Annotated in this window: 18 protein-coding genes; 16 read left to right on the forward strand and 2 right to left on the reverse strand. The window is 49.9% G+C overall.

Annotation, left to right across the window (positions count from 1 at the left end; genetic code table 11):
* Positions 1-7 precede the first annotated feature (7 nt).
* From OGY83_RS00340 to OGY83_RS00360, 5 genes are all read left to right on the forward strand, one after another.
* Positions 8-1,129, forward strand: a complete 1,122-nt coding sequence (locus OGY83_RS00340; protein ID WP_286634848.1) for a flagellar basal body P-ring protein FlgI — start codon at positions 8-10, stop codon at positions 1,127-1,129.
* An 8-nt stretch (positions 1,130-1,137) separates the two neighbouring features.
* Positions 1,138-1,440 (forward strand): rod-binding protein, encoded by a 303-nt coding sequence (locus OGY83_RS00345; protein ID WP_172313262.1) that lies wholly within the window; start codon positions 1,138-1,140, stop codon positions 1,438-1,440.
* Between the two features lie 98 nt (positions 1,441-1,538).
* The gene (gene flgK, locus OGY83_RS00350; protein ID WP_286634849.1) at positions 1,539-2,915 is read left to right on the forward strand and encodes a flagellar hook-associated protein FlgK; all 1,377 of its coding nucleotides are present in this window, start codon (positions 1,539-1,541) and stop codon (positions 2,913-2,915) included.
* Between the two features lie 17 nt (positions 2,916-2,932).
* Complete coding sequence (flgL, locus tag OGY83_RS00355; RefSeq protein ID WP_079939441.1) at positions 2,933-3,862, forward strand: flagellar hook-associated protein FlgL; 930 nt, start codon at positions 2,933-2,935, stop codon at positions 3,860-3,862.
* 25 nt (positions 3,863-3,887) lie between these two features.
* Positions 3,888-4,889, forward strand: coding sequence for a flagellar hook-associated protein (locus tag OGY83_RS00360; protein ID WP_286634850.1), 1,002 nt, complete (start codon positions 3,888-3,890; stop codon positions 4,887-4,889).
* On the opposite strand, the gene OGY83_RS00365 is transcribed toward OGY83_RS00360, so the two are convergent.
* Together OGY83_RS00365 and OGY83_RS00370 are read right to left on the reverse strand one after the other, a co-directional pair.
* On the reverse strand, positions 4,886-5,365 hold the full coding sequence (locus OGY83_RS00365) for a hypothetical protein (protein WP_123268975.1): 480 nt from the start codon (positions 5,363-5,365) through the stop codon (positions 4,886-4,888). The two genes, OGY83_RS00360 and OGY83_RS00365, sit on opposite strands and share 4 nt — an antisense overlap.
* Positions 5,343-6,293 (reverse strand): transcriptional regulator, encoded by a 951-nt coding sequence (locus tag OGY83_RS00370; protein WP_286634852.1) that lies wholly within the window; start codon positions 6,291-6,293, stop codon positions 5,343-5,345. Before OGY83_RS00370 ends, OGY83_RS00365 begins: the two co-directional genes overlap by 23 nt.
* Before the next feature lie 554 nt (positions 6,294-6,847).
* Between OGY83_RS00370 and lafA the strand changes: the two genes are divergently transcribed.
* The 11 genes from lafA to dinB all read left to right on the forward strand — a co-directional run bounded on the left by lafA (position 6,848) and on the right by dinB (position 16,152).
* Positions 6,848-7,765 (forward strand): lateral flagellin LafA, encoded by a 918-nt coding sequence (gene lafA / locus OGY83_RS00375; RefSeq protein ID WP_079939438.1) that lies wholly within the window; start codon positions 6,848-6,850, stop codon positions 7,763-7,765.
* 205 nt (positions 7,766-7,970) lie between these two features.
* Entirely contained in the window at positions 7,971-9,305 is a 1,335-nt protein-coding gene (gene fliD / locus OGY83_RS00380) for a flagellar filament capping protein FliD (protein ID WP_286634854.1), read from the forward strand.
* Between the two features lie 32 nt (positions 9,306-9,337).
* Entirely contained in the window at positions 9,338-9,730 is a 393-nt protein-coding gene (gene fliS / locus OGY83_RS00385; RefSeq protein WP_061383070.1) for a flagellar export chaperone FliS, read from the forward strand.
* Positions 9,731-9,734: 4 nt separating this feature from the next.
* Positions 9,735-10,052, forward strand: a complete 318-nt coding sequence (locus OGY83_RS00390) for a flagellar protein FliT (protein WP_079939436.1) — start codon at positions 9,735-9,737, stop codon at positions 10,050-10,052.
* The gene (locus OGY83_RS00395; protein ID WP_286634856.1) at positions 10,049-11,221 is read left to right on the forward strand and encodes a flagellar hook-length control protein FliK; all 1,173 of its coding nucleotides are present in this window, start codon (positions 10,049-10,051) and stop codon (positions 11,219-11,221) included. Before OGY83_RS00390 ends, OGY83_RS00395 begins: the two co-directional genes overlap by 4 nt.
* A gap of 7 nt (positions 11,222-11,228) precedes the next feature.
* Positions 11,229-11,699 (forward strand): flagellar basal body-associated FliL family protein, encoded by a 471-nt coding sequence (locus tag OGY83_RS00400; RefSeq protein WP_079939434.1) that lies wholly within the window; start codon positions 11,229-11,231, stop codon positions 11,697-11,699.
* Positions 11,700-11,719: 20 nt separating this feature from the next.
* Positions 11,720-12,436, forward strand: coding sequence for a FliA/WhiG family RNA polymerase sigma factor (locus OGY83_RS00405; RefSeq protein ID WP_079939433.1), 717 nt, complete (start codon positions 11,720-11,722; stop codon positions 12,434-12,436).
* 29 nt (positions 12,437-12,465) lie between these two features.
* Positions 12,466-13,329, forward strand: coding sequence for a flagellar motor stator protein MotA (motA, locus tag OGY83_RS00410; RefSeq protein ID WP_079939432.1), 864 nt, complete (start codon positions 12,466-12,468; stop codon positions 13,327-13,329).
* A gap of 2 nt (positions 13,330-13,331) precedes the next feature.
* Complete coding sequence (gene lafU / locus OGY83_RS00415) at positions 13,332-14,330, forward strand: putative lateral flagellar export/assembly protein LafU (protein ID WP_079939431.1); 999 nt, start codon at positions 13,332-13,334, stop codon at positions 14,328-14,330.
* A 58-nt stretch (positions 14,331-14,388) separates the two neighbouring features.
* Positions 14,389-15,030 (forward strand): DNA primase, encoded by a 642-nt coding sequence (locus OGY83_RS00420; protein WP_286634858.1) that lies wholly within the window; start codon positions 14,389-14,391, stop codon positions 15,028-15,030.
* Positions 15,031-15,096: 66 nt separating this feature from the next.
* Positions 15,097-16,152: a DNA polymerase IV gene (gene dinB, locus OGY83_RS00425; protein WP_003830824.1), complete on the forward strand. Its 1,056-nt coding sequence runs from the start codon at positions 15,097-15,099 to the stop codon at positions 16,150-16,152.
* The last annotated feature ends 50 nt before the right edge of the window (positions 16,153-16,202 follow it).

The following is a 16,202-nucleotide window of genomic DNA, read 5'->3' on the forward strand; positions in this document are numbered from 1 at the left end:
TTTTGATATGCAATACTTAAGCGGGCGCTGGATGAAGGCGTTAAACGGCATCGTTATCGCCCTGAGCCTGGTTCTGCCCGGTACCATACAGGCGCAATCTCTGGAGTCGCTGGTTAACGTCCAGGGGGTCAGGGAAAACCAACTTGTTGGTTACAGCCTGGTGGTGGGGTTGGACGGAACCGGGGATAAAAACCAGGTCAAATTCACCAACCAAACCATTACCAACATGCTGCGCCAGTTTGGCGTACAGCTGCCGAGCAAAATCGATCCGAAGGTGAAAAACGTCGCGGCGGTGGCGGTCAGCGCGATGCTGCCGCCAATGTACTCGCGTGGCCAGACCATTGATGTCACGGTCTCGTCGATTGGCGATGCCAAAAGTCTGCGTGGCGGCACGTTATTGCTCACCCAGCTACACGGCGCGGATGGAGAGGTTTATGCCCTTGCACAAGGGAGCGTGGTGGTTGGCGGGATGAATGCGACCGGGGCAAGCGGCTCCAGCGTGACCGTGAATACCCCTACCGCCGGACTGATACCGAACGGTGCGTCGGTCGAGCGTGAGATTCCCAGCGACTTCCAGATGGGCGACACCATTACGCTTAATCTGAAACGTCCCTCCTTTAAAGATGCCAATAACATTGCGGCGGCGATCAACGCCTCGTTTGGCGGTATTGCGACGGCACAAAGCTCAACCAATGTCAGCGTCCGCGCGCCAACCAGCCCCGGCGCACGCGTTGCCTTTATGTCCCAGCTAGATGACGTTCAGGTACAGGCGGAAAAAGTCCGTGCGCGGGTGGTGTTTAACTCGCGTACCGGCACAGTGGTGATGGGGGATGGTATCGCCCTGCATGCGGCGGCGGTATCGCATGGCAGCCTGACGGTTTCCATTAATGAAAGCAGCAACGTCAGCCAGCCGAATGCCTTTGCCGGTGGTCGAACGGCGGTAACGCCGCAGAGCAATATTTCGGTGAATCACGCCCGACCGGGAATGATTAACCTGCCGGAATCCAGCAGCCTGAAAACGTTGGTTAATGCGCTCAACAGCCTGGGAGCCACGCCGGACGACATTATGTCTATTTTACAGGCTCTGCATGAAGCCGGGGCGTTGGATGCCGATCTGGAGGTGATTTAATGGCCGACATCAAGGTGAATCATAACGGGGGCATTGACGGCAGCGATGCGTTAATGGGCCCCAAAATCAAAGATAACGATTTGCAGAAAGCGGCTCAGCAGTTTGAAGCTATTTTCTTACGTAACATGCTGAAAGAGATGCGTAAAACCAATGAGATCTTCGACTCAAAAGATAACCCGTTTAACAGCGATTCGGTGCGCATGATGCAGGGGTTTTATGACGATCAGCTGTGCAACAGTCTTGCCCAGCATCACGGCATTGGCATTGCGGAGATGATCGTTAAGCAGCTTTCCCCTCATCACAAAGGATAAAGGTTGCGCGGCGGCTTAAGAACTGCCGTTTTTTCGCCGCTCTTAATCGGCAAGGTTGTTAACGACAGACCGGATTATTGCCCGGCAAGGACTTTTTGATGGATATGATTAATATTGGCTACAGCGGCGCATCGACAGCGCAGGTGGAGCTTAACGTTACCGCGCAGAACACCGCGAACGCGATGACCGATGGTTACACCCGCCAGGTCGCCATTACCAGCACGATTGGCGCCAGCTCAGGTTCGTCAAACAGTGCGGGTAATGGCGTGCAGGTAGACAGTATTCGCCGGGTATCCAACCAGTATCAGGTGAATCAGGTCTGGTATGCCGCCAGCGATTACGGCTATTACAATACCCAGCAGGAGTATTTAACGCAGCTGGAAACGGTACTCAGCGATGATAACAGCAGCCTGAGCGGTGGATTTGATAACTTTTTTGCTGCGCTAAATGCGGCCACAACCAGTCCGGATGACTCCGCGCTGCGCGAGCAGGTGATCAGCGAATCCGGCGCGCTGGCGCTACGCGTGGATAACACCCTCGATTACATCGACTCGCAAAGCAGTGAAATAGTCAGCCAGGAACAGGCGATGGTGGCGCAGGTAAATACCCTGACCAGCGGCATTGCCGGTTACAACCAGCAGATCGCCGAAGCGGAAGCCAACGGTGATAATGCGTCAGCGTTATATGATGCCCGTGACCAAATGGTCGAACAACTCAGCGGTATCATGGATGTTCAGGTCAATATCGATGACGAAGGCAACTACGATGTGACGCTGCAAAACGGTCAGCCGCTGGTGAGTGGGCAGGAAAGCTCGACGATTGAACTGGATACCAACGCAGATGGCACACAAAGCATGTCGCTGACGTTTGCCGGTACCACATCCTCGATGAATACCGAGACCGGTGGATCGCTGGGGGCATTGTTCGATTACCAGAATAAGGTACTGACTCCGCTGACGGGCACCATCAATAGCATGGCGGAGCAATTTGCCGATGCGGTTAACACCCAACTGGCGCAGGGCTACGACCTGAACGGAAATCCCGGCGAACCGTTGTTCATTTATGACGAAAACTCATCGGATGGCCCGCTGGAAGTCAACCCTGACATCACCGCCGATGAGCTGGCGTTTTCCAGTTCGCCGGACGAAAGTGGCAACAGCGATAACCTGCAGGCATTGATCAATATTTCCACCGAACCGCTGGACATTGAAGGCCTGGGAAGCGTGACCGTGGGTGAAGCCTGCTCATCGATCATCAGTAACATAGGTATCTACAGTCAGCAAAACCAAACGGAAGCCGAAGCTGCAGCGAATGTCTACTCTGAAGCGCAGAACCAGCAAAGTAGCGTCAGCGGCGTCAGCATGGACGAAGAAGCGGTCAACCTTATTACCTACCAGCAGATTTACGAGGCCAACCTGAAAGTCATCTCAACAGGTGTCGATATTTTCGATTCTGTGCTGGAAATGTGTAGCTAACCTGGAGGGCTATTATTATGCGCGTGTCTACCCAACAATCCTATGTGTCTATGACGCAGAGTTTTAATAACCTTTCCAGCGATTTGTCGCACGTCGTTACGCAAATGGCGACGGGTAAAAGTATTCTGCTGCCGTCAGACGATCCTATCGCGGCGACGCGAATCACTCAGCTTAACCGCCAGCAATCGGCGCTCGATCAGTATCAAACCAATATTGATTCCGCGACGGCGGGGATGAGCCAGCAGGAGTCTATTCTGGATGGCGTCAATAACGATCTGTTAGCGATTCGCGACGATCTGCTGGAGGCGGCTAACGGCACCAATACCGCCGAGTCGTTATCCAGCCTGGGGCAGGATATTCAGTCGATGACGGAAGCGATGGTGGCGGCGCTGAATTACCAGGATGAAGACGGTCACTATGTGTTTGGCGGCACGGTGAACGACCAACCGCCGATTGTCGCGGTAGATGAAGACGGCGATGGGGTGACCGACAGCTATACCTACCAGGGTAACGACGATCATCGCCAAACCACTGTCTCCAATGGCGTAGAGGTGGATACCAATGTCGCGGTCAGCGATTTCTTCGGCGACAACCTGGATGTGCTGAACAACTTAACGTCATTGTCGAAAGAGCTGCAGGATCCGTCGGTTGACCCTACCGATCCGCAGGTGCAAAGCGATATCCAAAATGCCATTGATACGGTGGATGTGGCTTCTGATGATCTCAATGCTTCTATTGCCACTATTGGTGAAACGCAGAATACGATGACCATGCTGAGCGGTGCCCAGACGGATATCACTACCTCCAACGATCAGCTTATCAGTCAGTTGAGCGATCTGGATTATGGCCCGGCTTCGATTACCTTTACCGGTCTGGAAATGGCGATGGAAGCCACCTTAAAAACCTACTCCAAAGTGAGTGAGTTGAACCTTTTCAGTGTGATTTAACAGTTAGCAGTAGCTCAGGAATAGTATGCAGGTCGGTTTAAATACAACATCACTCTCCGGTAGCGGAGCGCTTAATTCTTCTGTGCAACAGCATGCCGTTGCGCAGAATGCCCCTGTCCGTCAAAAGTTACCCGCAACGGCGAGTGATTATCCGGCCTCACCACTTATTACCACCCGGCCCCAGCGCTACAGTGTGCAGCTTAACGATCAGCTCACCACACTGCAGCAGGCCGACCATTACCTGGGTCAACTGGAGCAGCATTTGCTGGACTATCGTCACGCATCGCGCCGTGGTGGACAGGCGCAACAGCAAAAAGGGACCGAGCTTTCACAGTGGCTGGAAAAAAGGCCAACATTGTCCGGTGGTGCGGTCGACAGGCAACTGCGTCCGGTTTTGCAGGGCGAGGCGCGAGTGACCTTTCACGCGCCCGAACTGGCGCAAATGCTACAAAAAAACGCCATAAGCTCGCGCATGTTCAGTGTTTCCGACGGACGGCAAACACAGCACTCTGCGGTAGTGGTCGGTGAGGATCTGGATCCCGGTCAGTACAAAATGATGATGAGCAACGCGCTGCGTCGTGTTGGCGTGCAGGTGCACGATCAGCAGGGGGTGCTGAGCTTTTCCACTCCGGAAAAGCAGTGGTCACAGATCCAACAAACCCTGAGCGTACGCGATGTTGATGTGAAGTCATCGGCGTTTACCTCACTCAAAACGTTTGCCGATCCGTCCCGTTCAGAAGAACTTTTGCAACATATCGCGCAGGGCAGTTCTCGCTCTCAGGATGGATTACAGCAGGCGCTGGATGTCATTGGCGATCAGCGTGCGCAAATGGCCGCGCAGCAGGAGAAGGCCCGACAGCTCATTGACGGTATGGCGCGTTTTCCACAGGCAGAAAGTGCGGTCAAAGCCTCTGAATCACTGGGGGGGGTATTGGATCATGCGAATCATAACTATCAGGTATTAGCACAGGCGGTAAACGGACAAGCCCGGCTTTCCAGTCAGACGGTCCGTAGTTTATTAAGCTAATCCTGATGGCATGCTTTCGTTGAAAAAGTAAAAGCAGCGGGGTCTGTGATTAACAGACCTCCTACATCCTGCGTAAAAAGCAAATTTTGCTGCGCGTCTAAATGAATCCACCATGTATGCAGGTTGTGTTCTGTCACAAACGATCCAAAATTTGCCAGCCGCGAGTCATTTTGATCGGTTTTGGTAGTACTAAAATGAAACTCCCCCTGTTTAGACGAACCAGTATAATAGTTAATACATGCGGTGACCTTAAACGTTGAAGGCGTTTTGTTACTTTGATCTAATGGGACGAGAGTGATGGTCGTGTTTTTATTCAGTGGGCTCGTAATAAGTTCATAATGTACATTTTTGCCAGTATTAAGATCGTAATTGACAATGACCGTATTTTCAATGTGGGCATGGGCCATGAAGGTACAAAATAACGCTAAAGAAGACAGGTAGAGGAAACAGTGATTACTTGCATTTTGGCATTTCATTTAACATTTTCTCCACTTCTTTAATTAAAATACCATTCATTTCATTATCTTTATTTAGCCAGTTATCAAAACTCAGCGCTAACTGCCAGTCGTCATTGCATTGATTGCTTAGCACAATATCAAGGGCGAGTTTGTTGAGAGAAACCCGGTAATACAGGGTCATCGAGGCGCTATGCGTGACCAACAGTTGATTGATCTGCTCTACACCAGGAAGAATATGTTGTGAAACCAGTGATAACGATCTCTTATTCTCACCGGGGTCATAAAGTTGATAAGCCGTAATACGGTCGGCGTTTTCCAGTGTTTCTTTAACCAGTTGCGGGGCTTCTTGCGTTTTAGTGACCGACGGTGCTTTGAAATAAGAGATTAATATAAACAATAACAGTGCGATAACAATAACGGGTAAGGTTATCAGAACGGCCCGGTAAGGATGCCGTCTGTTAGTTGTTTTTCTCTGATTTTTTAATGATAGTTGACTGTTAAGTAGGGATGTTTTTTCTTGGTTTGCTGATGGTAGTGTGTCAATAGGCGTAAGTGTCTCAACAACCTCGGTAGACCTTTCGACTTCATCAATAGTGCTGTCATCAGCAATAAATTCATTACTATCAATAGTTTCAGTCAGGTAATTTTTATTAAATAAATACCCTTTTTTGGGTATGGTTTTAATAATTTCCTGCTGTTTACCATCATCATCGATAGCAACGCGCAGGGCATGAACGGCTGTCGGTAGACTATTTCCACCGACGATGCGATTCTTCCATACAGCGGTCATTAAAAATGAACGAGATAAAACAACATCGGCATTTTTAGCTAATGTCTCTAACAGAATAAAATGGTATTCGCCCAGGCGACGTATCTCACCTGTTTCACAATGGATTAACGCATTAAGCGAGGAATCCATCCGCCAGTTGTTGACTACAATACTCATGGTTTTATACATCCGCGCAAGATTTTTATATCCCTGGTGTCACACCGTTAAAAATCAGTGCATTAGAATTCTGGAGAAATTGAAATGTCTTTCTGGCTGTGAAGCAGCAGCCGAATCGCTATTGAGTGTTTTTTATACTACCCAAAAAAGGATTTGAAATGTAACGAAAGTGCCTGAGACTCACAATATAAAAATATAGGGCATTTGCAACTAAATGTAAAATATTCATTGGGTATGGCACCTTAAAAAATTTACAGATAAGTATAATCTTATTTTTATCATAAAGTTAACCCTTCTTGTGCGCAAGCAATCAACCAATGATTAGATATTTCTAATAATCTTTTAATTAAATCTTGATTGAGATCTTCCTTATGTGGTGGGTGTTTGGGTGGAGATAAGCACGGAAAGCTAAAATTGAGTCGAGGTTTATCTCTCTGGTTAATGAAGTGGTAAGGAGCATAAAAAATTTTTTAGCAGCGCTTTAAGTTTTCCAAACGGATGGTCGTTTTTACTGGGTATCGAAACGAAAACGATTATTCCCAAGGAGCAGTACCATGTTATCGATTAATACTAATACCGCCTCAATGGCATCAGTAAACGCCATTAATAAAAGTAGTGCTTCACTGTCGACCTCTATGGAACGTCTGGCGACAGGTAACCGTATTAACTCTTCTGCCGATGATGCTGCGGGCAAACAGATTGCCAGCCGTATGACTTCTCAGTCCGATGGTATGACCGTCGCACTGCGTAACATCCAGGACGCAACGGCGATGCTGCAGACTGCAGACAGCATGTTTGACGAAATGACCGACGTACTGGGGCGTATGAAAGACCTGTCCACGCAGGCAGCGAACGGAACCTACAACAGCGATGACCTGCAGGCGATGCAGGATGAATATGACGAACTCGGCAAACAGATGTCCGATATGTTGGAAAACACCACTTACGGTGGTACTAACCTGTTCGGCAATGCTGCTAACAGCAATACCCATACGTCTGGCCTGTTCACTGGTTCAGTTCAGTTCCAGGTAGGGGCAGAATCCTCCGATACAATGACTGTGAATATCTCCTCTCAATTGGATGGATTGATTCAGCATCTGTCAGGTCTGAGCGCCACCTTCAGTGACGACTGGAATTCTGCTGATGGTGTTGGAACTGCTACTGCAAGCGGAACTGAGTTAATGTCAACGGCTAGTGCAAACGCCAATATTTCCGCACTCCAGGTAGCGATGGATGATGTTGCCAAGATCCAGTCCAAACTGGGTGCATCTATCAACCGTCTGAATGACACCGCTGCCAACCTGACCAGCATGCAGGACAACACGGATATCGCTATCGGTAACATTATGGATACCGACTACGCGACGGAAGCGTCGAACATGACCCAACAGCAGGTGTTGATGCAAACCGGTATCACCATGCTGAAACAGTCCAACAGCATGTCCAGCATGGTTTCCAGCCTGCTGCAGTAATTCCTTTAAGTGGTGAAATGACGCCATTCACAACACCGCCGACCGGCGGTGTTGTGCTTTCCGCCACAAAGAAGATGTCTGAATCCCTTCCTGAATTGCGGAAGGTCGGTTTCCTCTGATTCTGCAATTAATTGAATTTAAATAACTAAATATATTGGCACGTATTTTGCAAAATCAAAAATAACGCCGCACGGAGTCCTTTATTATGAGTAGTTATACGAGCCCAATTCAAAAGATGGCACAAAAATTTGCCTACGCTGATATTGCGACGCAAGCCGCCAACTTGCAGAACGAACAGGCTGAACTGGACGCTGAAAGTAATGGTCTGGACTCGCTAAGTACGGCGCTGACTGATTTTCAGACGGCTATTGATGCCCTGAATAGCGATACCGATGGCCCACTGACCTTTTCCGCCACCTCAAATAACGAGTCGAATACGGTGTCGGCAAACTCGCAGGCGCAAGCGGGAACCTATTCATTCTACGTTACTAAACTGGCGCAGGCGCAGCAGTCCACATTCAGTATGAGTGATGATTCTTTCGAGGCCAGCGGAACATTTGTATTGACCATGGGTGATGGCACCACCATGGATATTGACCTGAAGGCAGCCGATGATAATGGGGACGGCGACGGATTTATTGATGCCAGCGAACTGGTTGATGCGATTAATGGCTCGGACGACAATCCCGGCGTATCGGCGGCGCTGGTCAAAACGGGTGATACGACAACCATTATGCTGACTTCAGAGACCACCGGGGAACAAAGTCAATTTTCGGTGAGTGTTGAAGGAAATACTGAACTCTCTGATGCGATGACGGCTTCTAAGCAGGAAATCACCACCGCTCAGGACGCCGAAATCCATCTGGGCAATCAGACAGGCCCAGTAATTACCAGCAGCACCAATACCTTCGATGATGTGATCCCCGGCGTGACGATGACGTTTTCTGAGGCCAGCGATCCTGCTGACCCTAACGATGTGACCACCTTTACTGTTGCGGAAGACTCTGGCGGCTCGCAGGCCAAAGTACAGACCTTCGTGGATGCCTACAACACTTTAATTGACACCATCGATTCGTTGACCAGCTACGGCGATGACGACACCGCGGCCGGGGTTTTTGCCGGTGACGCGGGGATGCAGTCTTTGGCAAACCAAATGGATGATATTGCTCACGCCTCATATGGCGGTGTCTCGATTGTGGATTACGGCATCACGCTGGATTCCGACGGCCACCTGCAGATTGACTCCACTCAGTTCACTGAAGAAATGGAAGAAAACCCGGACGGGTTGACCTCAATTTTTGTCGGCGATGACAGCATGGTCGCGCAGATGGATGACCTGATGGACAGTTACCTTGACTCCAGCAACGGCATTATCACGATGCGCCAGCAAAACATCACTGACCAGCAGGACAAAATTTCGGATGAAGGCAATCAGCTGACTGAAACCTATAACACCAACTATGACCGCTATGTCGAAGAGTACACCAATACGCTGATTGAGGTGTACACCATGAAAGTTAGCATGGCCGCGTTTATGTAATCGGCTGAGTTCGCAGAAGGATTAAGAAATAAATGTACGACACGCAGGATGGTTATGCGCAATACAAAGAGATGGATCTTGCTGCCCGTACGGCAGCTGCGTCCCCTCTGGAACTAGTGTTGGTGCTGTTTTCCGGTTTGATGGATGAACTGGAACGCGCCAAAAGCCACATTGAGAACAAACGCTATGAGCGTAAAGCACAGAGCATTAATAAGTGTATCGATATTCTCAATGCCTTGACCAGTTCGCTGGAGTTTGAAACCGGCGGCGAGCTGGTGGTGAATCTATCCCGACTTTATGACCACTGCGTTTATCGCCTGTATGAGGCCAGCGGTGAAATGTCATTAGAAAAGATCGATGAAGTGATCCTTATCCTGACGAATCTGCGTACAGGCTGGGAAGGTCTGTCGGCAAAACTTGGATAAGGTTATGGAGAGAGAGCGTCAGCAACAGCAACTTTATGCCCTGGTGGCGGCGATGAACGATGCCCTGGATCAAAAACGGTGGCGGCGCTTGCCCGGACTGCATCAGCAGGTGATGCGTGATTTTCATACTTATGCGGCCTGGGAAACTGACGACGCAGCGCTGGGTGAGGTGAAACGCAAAATGCTTACGGCGTTTGAGGCGCTGATTGAACGACGCACGCAGCGTGCGGATGAACTCAAAGTGCGTATGGATAAACATCAGCATAACCAGGAAGGCATGCTGGCGTATTCAATGGTTAATTTAATCTCGGAGAAGGCATGAATCCTGTATTACTGGCCTCGGTCAGTGCGTCGGCAGAGGCCGCACCGGAAAAGGCGACTATTTCGGCGTCGGCAGTCCCTGCTAGCAGCGACACATTTTCTTTACCTCTGTCGGGGATTAACGCCGCGGCTGAACGGCTGATTGGCGCAAAATTGAGTCATCAGCAAACATCGACGGCTGAACATAAACAAGACGATACTAATCTGGCAGCCATGCAAGCCTTGCTGGCTATGCTATTAGCGCAGCCAACTCAGGCGGCCCCTGCCGATGTACAGAAGCAGCCTGATGGTGAAATGTTGAAAATGCTGGCACAGGCGCAAACCACCCATTCCGGTTCATCGCTGTTGCGCCAACTGGCAAGCGCTATGGCCCAGCCGGAAAAAACGTCCACGCCATCGACTGAGCAGCACGCAACCGACTTATCGTCACTGCCGCCTAAGCTGCAAACATTATTGGCGTCACTCACCGAGGATTTGCAGCAAGCCACCCCGGATCAACAGGCTAAGCTGGCGACGTTTTCCGCTCAGGATCTGCGTGCGATCGCGCCTGAACCTGCATCTCTCTCGACCTCGCAGCAAATTTCTGCCCGCGTGAAGTCAGCGGATCATAGCGTTCCTCGCCCGATGGTGGAGAGAAAAACCGCTGGCGTGACGGTTAACCCAACGCTTGCGGCGCAAAGTTTGCTCAATACGGCGGCGCAGGGAAATCAGCCAGTGAACGCCCTGAGCGACCATAACGTGGTGTCGACGCAAGTTTCCGCGCCTACCACGCTGTCAACAGAGGAACTCGGGGAGAAACTCACCGCGCTGCTCAAAGACAGAATTCAGTTCCAGATTGGCCAGCAACAACAGGTGTCGACCATTCGTCTTGACCCTCCTTCGCTTGGCAAACTGGAAATCGCTGTGCAACTGGATGCTGGAAAGCTGATGGTTCACATCGGCGCAAATCAGAGTGATGTCTGCCGCTCGTTGCAGCAATTTAGCGAGAACTTACGCCAGCACCTTACGGCGCAGAACTTCATGGAAGTGAATGTCCAGGTCTCTTCCGAGGGGCAATCGCAGCAACAACAACAGCAGTCAGGTAATCAACAGGACGAGGTAACGTCAGCATTAGTGCTCAATGATGAACCTCAATTTCAACAGAACGAATCCGTTCTGATCAAAGTGTAAAAGCAAGATGAAGAAAATTGTTATTGCGTGTGTAATCAGCTCCGTCGTTGCTCTGGGTATTGCTGGTGGAGCTGGGTGGGGTATTTATCATTTTATGAATAAAGGCGCGACAGCTAAGGCAGAGAAGCCGGTTGATGTAGCGGAAGATAATCAGGATGAAACCAGCAGTATTTTCGTGTCCTTACCCGAAACGGTAGTGACCCTTCATGATAATGAAGGTGAAGATCATTACATGCTGGCTGAACTCGTTATGGTTGTTGATTCGGATAAAGACGCTGAAAAAATAAAGAAAGAAGAGCCGTTGTATCAAAGTATTACGGTCGATCAACTTTCTGATATGAAATATGAAGAAATTCGCTCTTTGAAAATCTCAGAAATAAGAACCATGGTTTCTAATACGCTGAAAAAAGAGTTGGCACAACGCAAAATGGCGACACCGTATAAGGACATATTGGTGAAAAAAGTCGTGTTTCAATAAGCGGCAGACCAGAGAATAAAATGATCCAGGATGCTTACGAGTCAGAAGACTTTAATGCGACACCCGTGCTAACGCCAAAGCAAGAGAGCCATTATTTACAGGCTTATCTTCCTTTGGTGCGCAAAGTGGTGCGTCAACTTGCGCCGCAATGTACCTGCGTTATGGACAGGCAGGATATGGAACAAACGGCGCTGATGGGATTGCTGAATGCGATTCGCCGCTATGGTCAACCGGATGAGGGTTTTGCCGGTTATGCCGTCCACCGTATCCGTGGCGCCATACTCGATGAGCTGCGCAGCCTGGACTGGCGACCTCGCCAGTTACGACAAAAATACCATCAGATTAAAGATTTGATTCGTGATGCGCGTACCCAGCTTGGCCATGAACCCTCATGGGAGGACCTGTCCAGACTGGGGCTGTCTTCTGAAGATTATCAGGAATACCAACAGCTGGAAGGCGCTGAATCGCTGGCCAGTCTGGATGAATTACTGAATGGCGATATGCCAATTGCACCGCTCGAAGGGCGGGGGCTTGAGGAACAATTCGTCACGCAGGAAATGTTGAGTTATGCCTTGAGCCAGCTCAGCGAAAAAGAGGGACAGGTGCTCTCAATGTATTACCAACACGATATGAATTTAAAAGAGATCGCGCTGGTATTAGGGCTGACGGAAGCCCGTATTTGTCAAATGAATAAAAAAATCACGCACAAGATTCGTGATTGTTTATATCCAGATTAACAATTCCGAATCAACATGCGGAGGACGTAATGCAAAAGATTTTTGGTTTATTGGTGGTTTTAGGCTGCGTATTTGGTGGTTATTTTGAAGCGGGTGGACAGCTTATTGCTATCTGGCAGCCAGCCGAGATAATTATTATTATGGGGGCCGGTCTGGGCGCGATGATTATCGGTAACCCGATGCATGTGCTGAAAGAGATCGTTCGCCAGATTAAAGGCGTAATCAGTAAAAAGAAAATGGGGCCGGAGTTCCAGCGCCAGCTGCTGATGTGTCTTTATGAGTTGCTGGAAATGGTACAAAACGGCGGTCTGCGTATGTTGGATCAGCATATCGAACAGCCGGAAGAGAGTACCATTTTCCAGAAATACCCGCTGGTGCTGACCCAAAAACGCCTGGTGACCTTTATCGCCGACAACTTCCGTCTGATGGCGATGGGCAAAATTGATGCCCATGAGCTGGAAGGTATCCTCGATCAGGAACTGGATACCGCGGAAGAATCGCTGTTAACGCCTTCGCGCTCCTTGCAGCGTACTGCCGAGGCCATGCCTGGTTTTGGCATTTGTGCAGCGGTACTGGGTATCATCATCACCATGCAATCAATCGATGGCTCCATTGCGCTTATCGGCCTGAAAGTGGCGGCGGCGCTGGTGGGGACATTCTTAGGGGTCTTCATCTGTTATTGCCTGATGGACCCACTGGCAAACGCCATGGAACAGCAGGCACGGGCGGAGCACTCTTTGCTTGAATGCGTACGTACCGTGCTGGTGGCGCAAGCAGGCGGTAAGCCGACGCTGCTGGCGGTCGATGCAGGGCGTAAACTTCTTCATCTGGCATCCAAACCTACATTCGCCAACCTGGATGCGTGGGTCAATGCGATGCTGGAGCAAGAATAAGCATGAGGAAGGGGCCAAATCGTCGCGATCGCGGCGCGAAAACCACTATTATCCGCCGACAAATAAAGAAGAGCCATGCAGGTCATCATGGAGGAGCGTGGAAGGTAGCATTTGCTGACTTTACGCTGGCGATGATGGCACTGTTTATGACGCTGTGGATTGTGAACAGCGTCAGTAAAGCCGACCGTGAAAATATTGTGGCGGCGCTGCATGGTCAGTCAATTTTTAACGGTGGCGGCATGGCACCGTTAAACAAACTGGGCAAGCAGCCGATAGCGCCGGGTGCGCAGAAGAAAAACGTCACGCGCAATAAGCTCGATAAAACCACCAACCCGCAGGAAACGGCGAAGATTACGGAAGATAACGCGAAAAAGGCGTTGGACGTAAACGAAAAAACGGCGTTACTGAAGCAAAAATCAGCCCGCGAATTGGGTGAGCTGGCGACCGACATTAACGTCATCGCCCGCAATGCGCATATGGAAACCAACCTTGAAATGGAAATTGTTCCTCAGGGGCTGCGCGTACTGATTAAAGATGACCAGAACCGGAATATGTTTGAACGCGGTAGCGCCAAAATTATGCCGTTCTTTAAATCGCTGCTGGTTGAGCTAGCCCCCGTGTTTGACTCGCTGGATAACAAGATAATCATCACCGGACATACGGATGCGATGAGCTATAAGAGCAACATTTACAACAACTGGAACCTCTCCGGTGACCGCGCCTTGTCAGCACGACGCGTGCTGGAAGATGCTGGAATGCCGCAGGATAAAGTCATGCAGGTCAGCGCAATGGCGGACCAAATGCTGTTAGATGCGAAAAACCCGGAAAGCGCCGGTAACCGTCGCATTGAGATTATGGTGCTGACGCAAAGCGCTTCCGATACGCTGTATCAATATTTCGGCCAGCAGGGAGAGAAGGTTGTGCAACCGCTGGTTGATAAACTGGACAAGCAAAAGCAGGTGACTTCTTTACGTCAACAATCTGCTCCTGTCACTCATTAACTACGTTCTCCCCGCCCCCCACGCAACGTGGGGGCAAACTATCCCTCAGGAAGGCAATATGATAGATGTAACCCACATTATTCCATTGGATATTCATACTGATAACGTCACCGATGTGGCCTGTCAGGGCGCACATTTCGACCAGGTTTCAGGTATCTGGTACACCGAGCCTCATGAGTTAAATGAGGAACTGCGCGAGTATGTTTATGCAACGGACAATTTTAATATTGTGGCCCCTTATTACCTGGTTATTACGTCGAAAATGCACTGCTGGAGCTGCCACCAAATTACCCACATTCATGGCGTGATGTTTACCCGCTTTATTAAGAAAGATCAGGATAGTCAGGGTTGGCAGTCGGTCAGGCGCAACAGCTTTTTGTTCCACATTAATTCTTTGCCTGAAGAGATAAAAAAGAACATCAAAGCCAGCAATTACTACCTCGATAAAAGTAAAACCACCGGACTACGCTACTGGATGAATCACTGTGAAATTTGTGGCGAGCGTCTGGGAGATTACGAGCTTTTCTGCGTTGAAAATGATGCCTTTCGTCTGATGACGATCGAAAAACTGCTGCGGGCAAATATTCGCAAAGTGAATAAACTGTTTGTCAGCACGGCGGGCAATCCCGCGGAGCATACGAAAACGGATGTCGTGCGTTACCTGTGCGATGCACGCTTCGTCATGAATGGTCCGGCGTAAGGCATAATCATACTTCTCACAACATAAAAATACTGTATACTTAAACAGTGTTGTGGGAGGCGAGCGATGCGCAAAATCATACATGTCGATATGGACTGCTTTTTCGCGGCGGTGGAAATGCGCGACAATCCCGCCCTGCGTGATATTCCCATTGCTATTGGTGGCAGTCGTGAACGTCGGGGGGTCATCAGCACGGCCAATTACCCGGCGCGCAAATTTGGCGTGCGTAGCGCAATGCCAACGGGAATGGCATTAAAGCTGTGTCCGCATCTCACTTTATTACCTGGTCGTTACGAGGCCTATAAAGAAGCCTCCCGCCAGATTCAGGCTATTTTCTCCCGCTATACCTCGTTGATAGAACCTCTTTCGCTGGATGAAGCCTATCTGGATGTGACCGACAGCACCCACTGCCACGGCTCAGCTACGCTAATCGCTCAGGAAATCCGTCAGACAATTTTTAACGAGTTACAGTTAACCGCCTCAGCTGGAATTGCGCCGGTAAAATTTCTGGCAAAAATAGCTTCCGATCTCAACAAACCCAATGGGCAATATGTGATTACCCCTGCCGATGTTCCTGAATTTCTCAGAACATTACCGTTAGGCAAAATTCCCGGCGTCGGCAAAGTCTCCGCTGCGAAGCTGGAATCAATGGGGTTACGTACCTGCGAAGATGTTCAAAAATACGACCTGGCAATGCTGCTCAAACGCTTCGGCAAGTTTGGTCGCGTGCTGTGGGAGCGCAGTCAGGGAATTGACGAGCGTGACGTCAACAACGACAGGCTGCGTAAATCCGTCGGCGTGGAGCGTACGCTGGCAGAAGATATTCACGAGTGGTCGGAGTGTGAGGCGATAATTGAACGGCTCTATCCCGAACTGGAACGGCGTCTGGCAAAGGTAAAGCCGGATCTCCTGATCGCTCGCCAGGGGATAAAACTCAAGTTTAATGATTTTCAGCAGACTACGCAGGAGCACGTCTGGCCGCGCTTAAATAAAGATGACTTAATTACGACAGCACGCAAGACCTGGGACGAGCGTAGGGGAGGGCGAGGTGTCAGGCTGGTGGGATTACACGTCACGCTGCTGGATCCACAAATGGAAAGACAACTGCTATTGGGGCTGTGACTCAGAACAATTGCCGGATGTCGGCGTAAACGCCTTATCCGGCCTACAAA

The organism is Citrobacter sp. Cpo090 (assembly GCF_030332665.1).
GTDB classification, from domain to species: domain Bacteria; phylum Pseudomonadota; class Gammaproteobacteria; order Enterobacterales; family Enterobacteriaceae; genus Citrobacter; species Citrobacter portucalensis.

Coding starts and splice junctions, on each gene's coding strand:
- lafU (WP_079939431.1), top strand. CDS start 13,332: ATGAGGAAGGGGCCAAATCGTCGCGATCGCGGCGCGAAAACCACTATT.
- OGY83_RS00400 (WP_079939434.1), top strand. CDS start 11,229: ATGAAGAAAATTGTTATTGCGTGTGTAATCAGCTCCGTCGTTGCTCTG.
- flgL (WP_079939441.1), top strand. CDS start 2,933: ATGCGCGTGTCTACCCAACAATCCTATGTGTCTATGACGCAGAGTTTT.
- OGY83_RS00405 (WP_079939433.1), top strand. CDS start 11,720: ATGATCCAGGATGCTTACGAGTCAGAAGACTTTAATGCGACACCCGTG.
- dinB (WP_003830824.1), top strand. CDS start 15,097: ATGCGCAAAATCATACATGTCGATATGGACTGCTTTTTCGCGGCGGTG.
- fliS (WP_061383070.1), top strand. CDS start 9,338: ATGTACGACACGCAGGATGGTTATGCGCAATACAAAGAGATGGATCTT.
- lafA (WP_079939438.1), top strand. CDS start 6,848: ATGTTATCGATTAATACTAATACCGCCTCAATGGCATCAGTAAACGCC.
- OGY83_RS00390 (WP_079939436.1), top strand. CDS start 9,735: ATGGAGAGAGAGCGTCAGCAACAGCAACTTTATGCCCTGGTGGCGGCG.
- OGY83_RS00420 (WP_286634858.1), top strand. CDS start 14,389: ATGATAGATGTAACCCACATTATTCCATTGGATATTCATACTGATAAC.
- OGY83_RS00360 (WP_286634850.1), top strand. CDS start 3,888: ATGCAGGTCGGTTTAAATACAACATCACTCTCCGGTAGCGGAGCGCTT.
- OGY83_RS00370 (WP_286634852.1), bottom strand. CDS start 6,293: ATGAGTATTGTAGTCAACAACTGGCGGATGGATTCCTCGCTTAATGCG.
- OGY83_RS00365 (WP_123268975.1), bottom strand. CDS start 5,365: ATGAAATGCCAAAATGCAAGTAATCACTGTTTCCTCTACCTGTCTTCT.
- motA (WP_079939432.1), top strand. CDS start 12,466: ATGCAAAAGATTTTTGGTTTATTGGTGGTTTTAGGCTGCGTATTTGGT.
- OGY83_RS00340 (WP_286634848.1), top strand. CDS start 8: ATGCAATACTTAAGCGGGCGCTGGATGAAGGCGTTAAACGGCATCGTT.
- fliD (WP_286634854.1), top strand. CDS start 7,971: ATGAGTAGTTATACGAGCCCAATTCAAAAGATGGCACAAAAATTTGCC.
- OGY83_RS00395 (WP_286634856.1), top strand. CDS start 10,049: ATGAATCCTGTATTACTGGCCTCGGTCAGTGCGTCGGCAGAGGCCGCA.
- flgK (WP_286634849.1), top strand. CDS start 1,539: ATGGATATGATTAATATTGGCTACAGCGGCGCATCGACAGCGCAGGTG.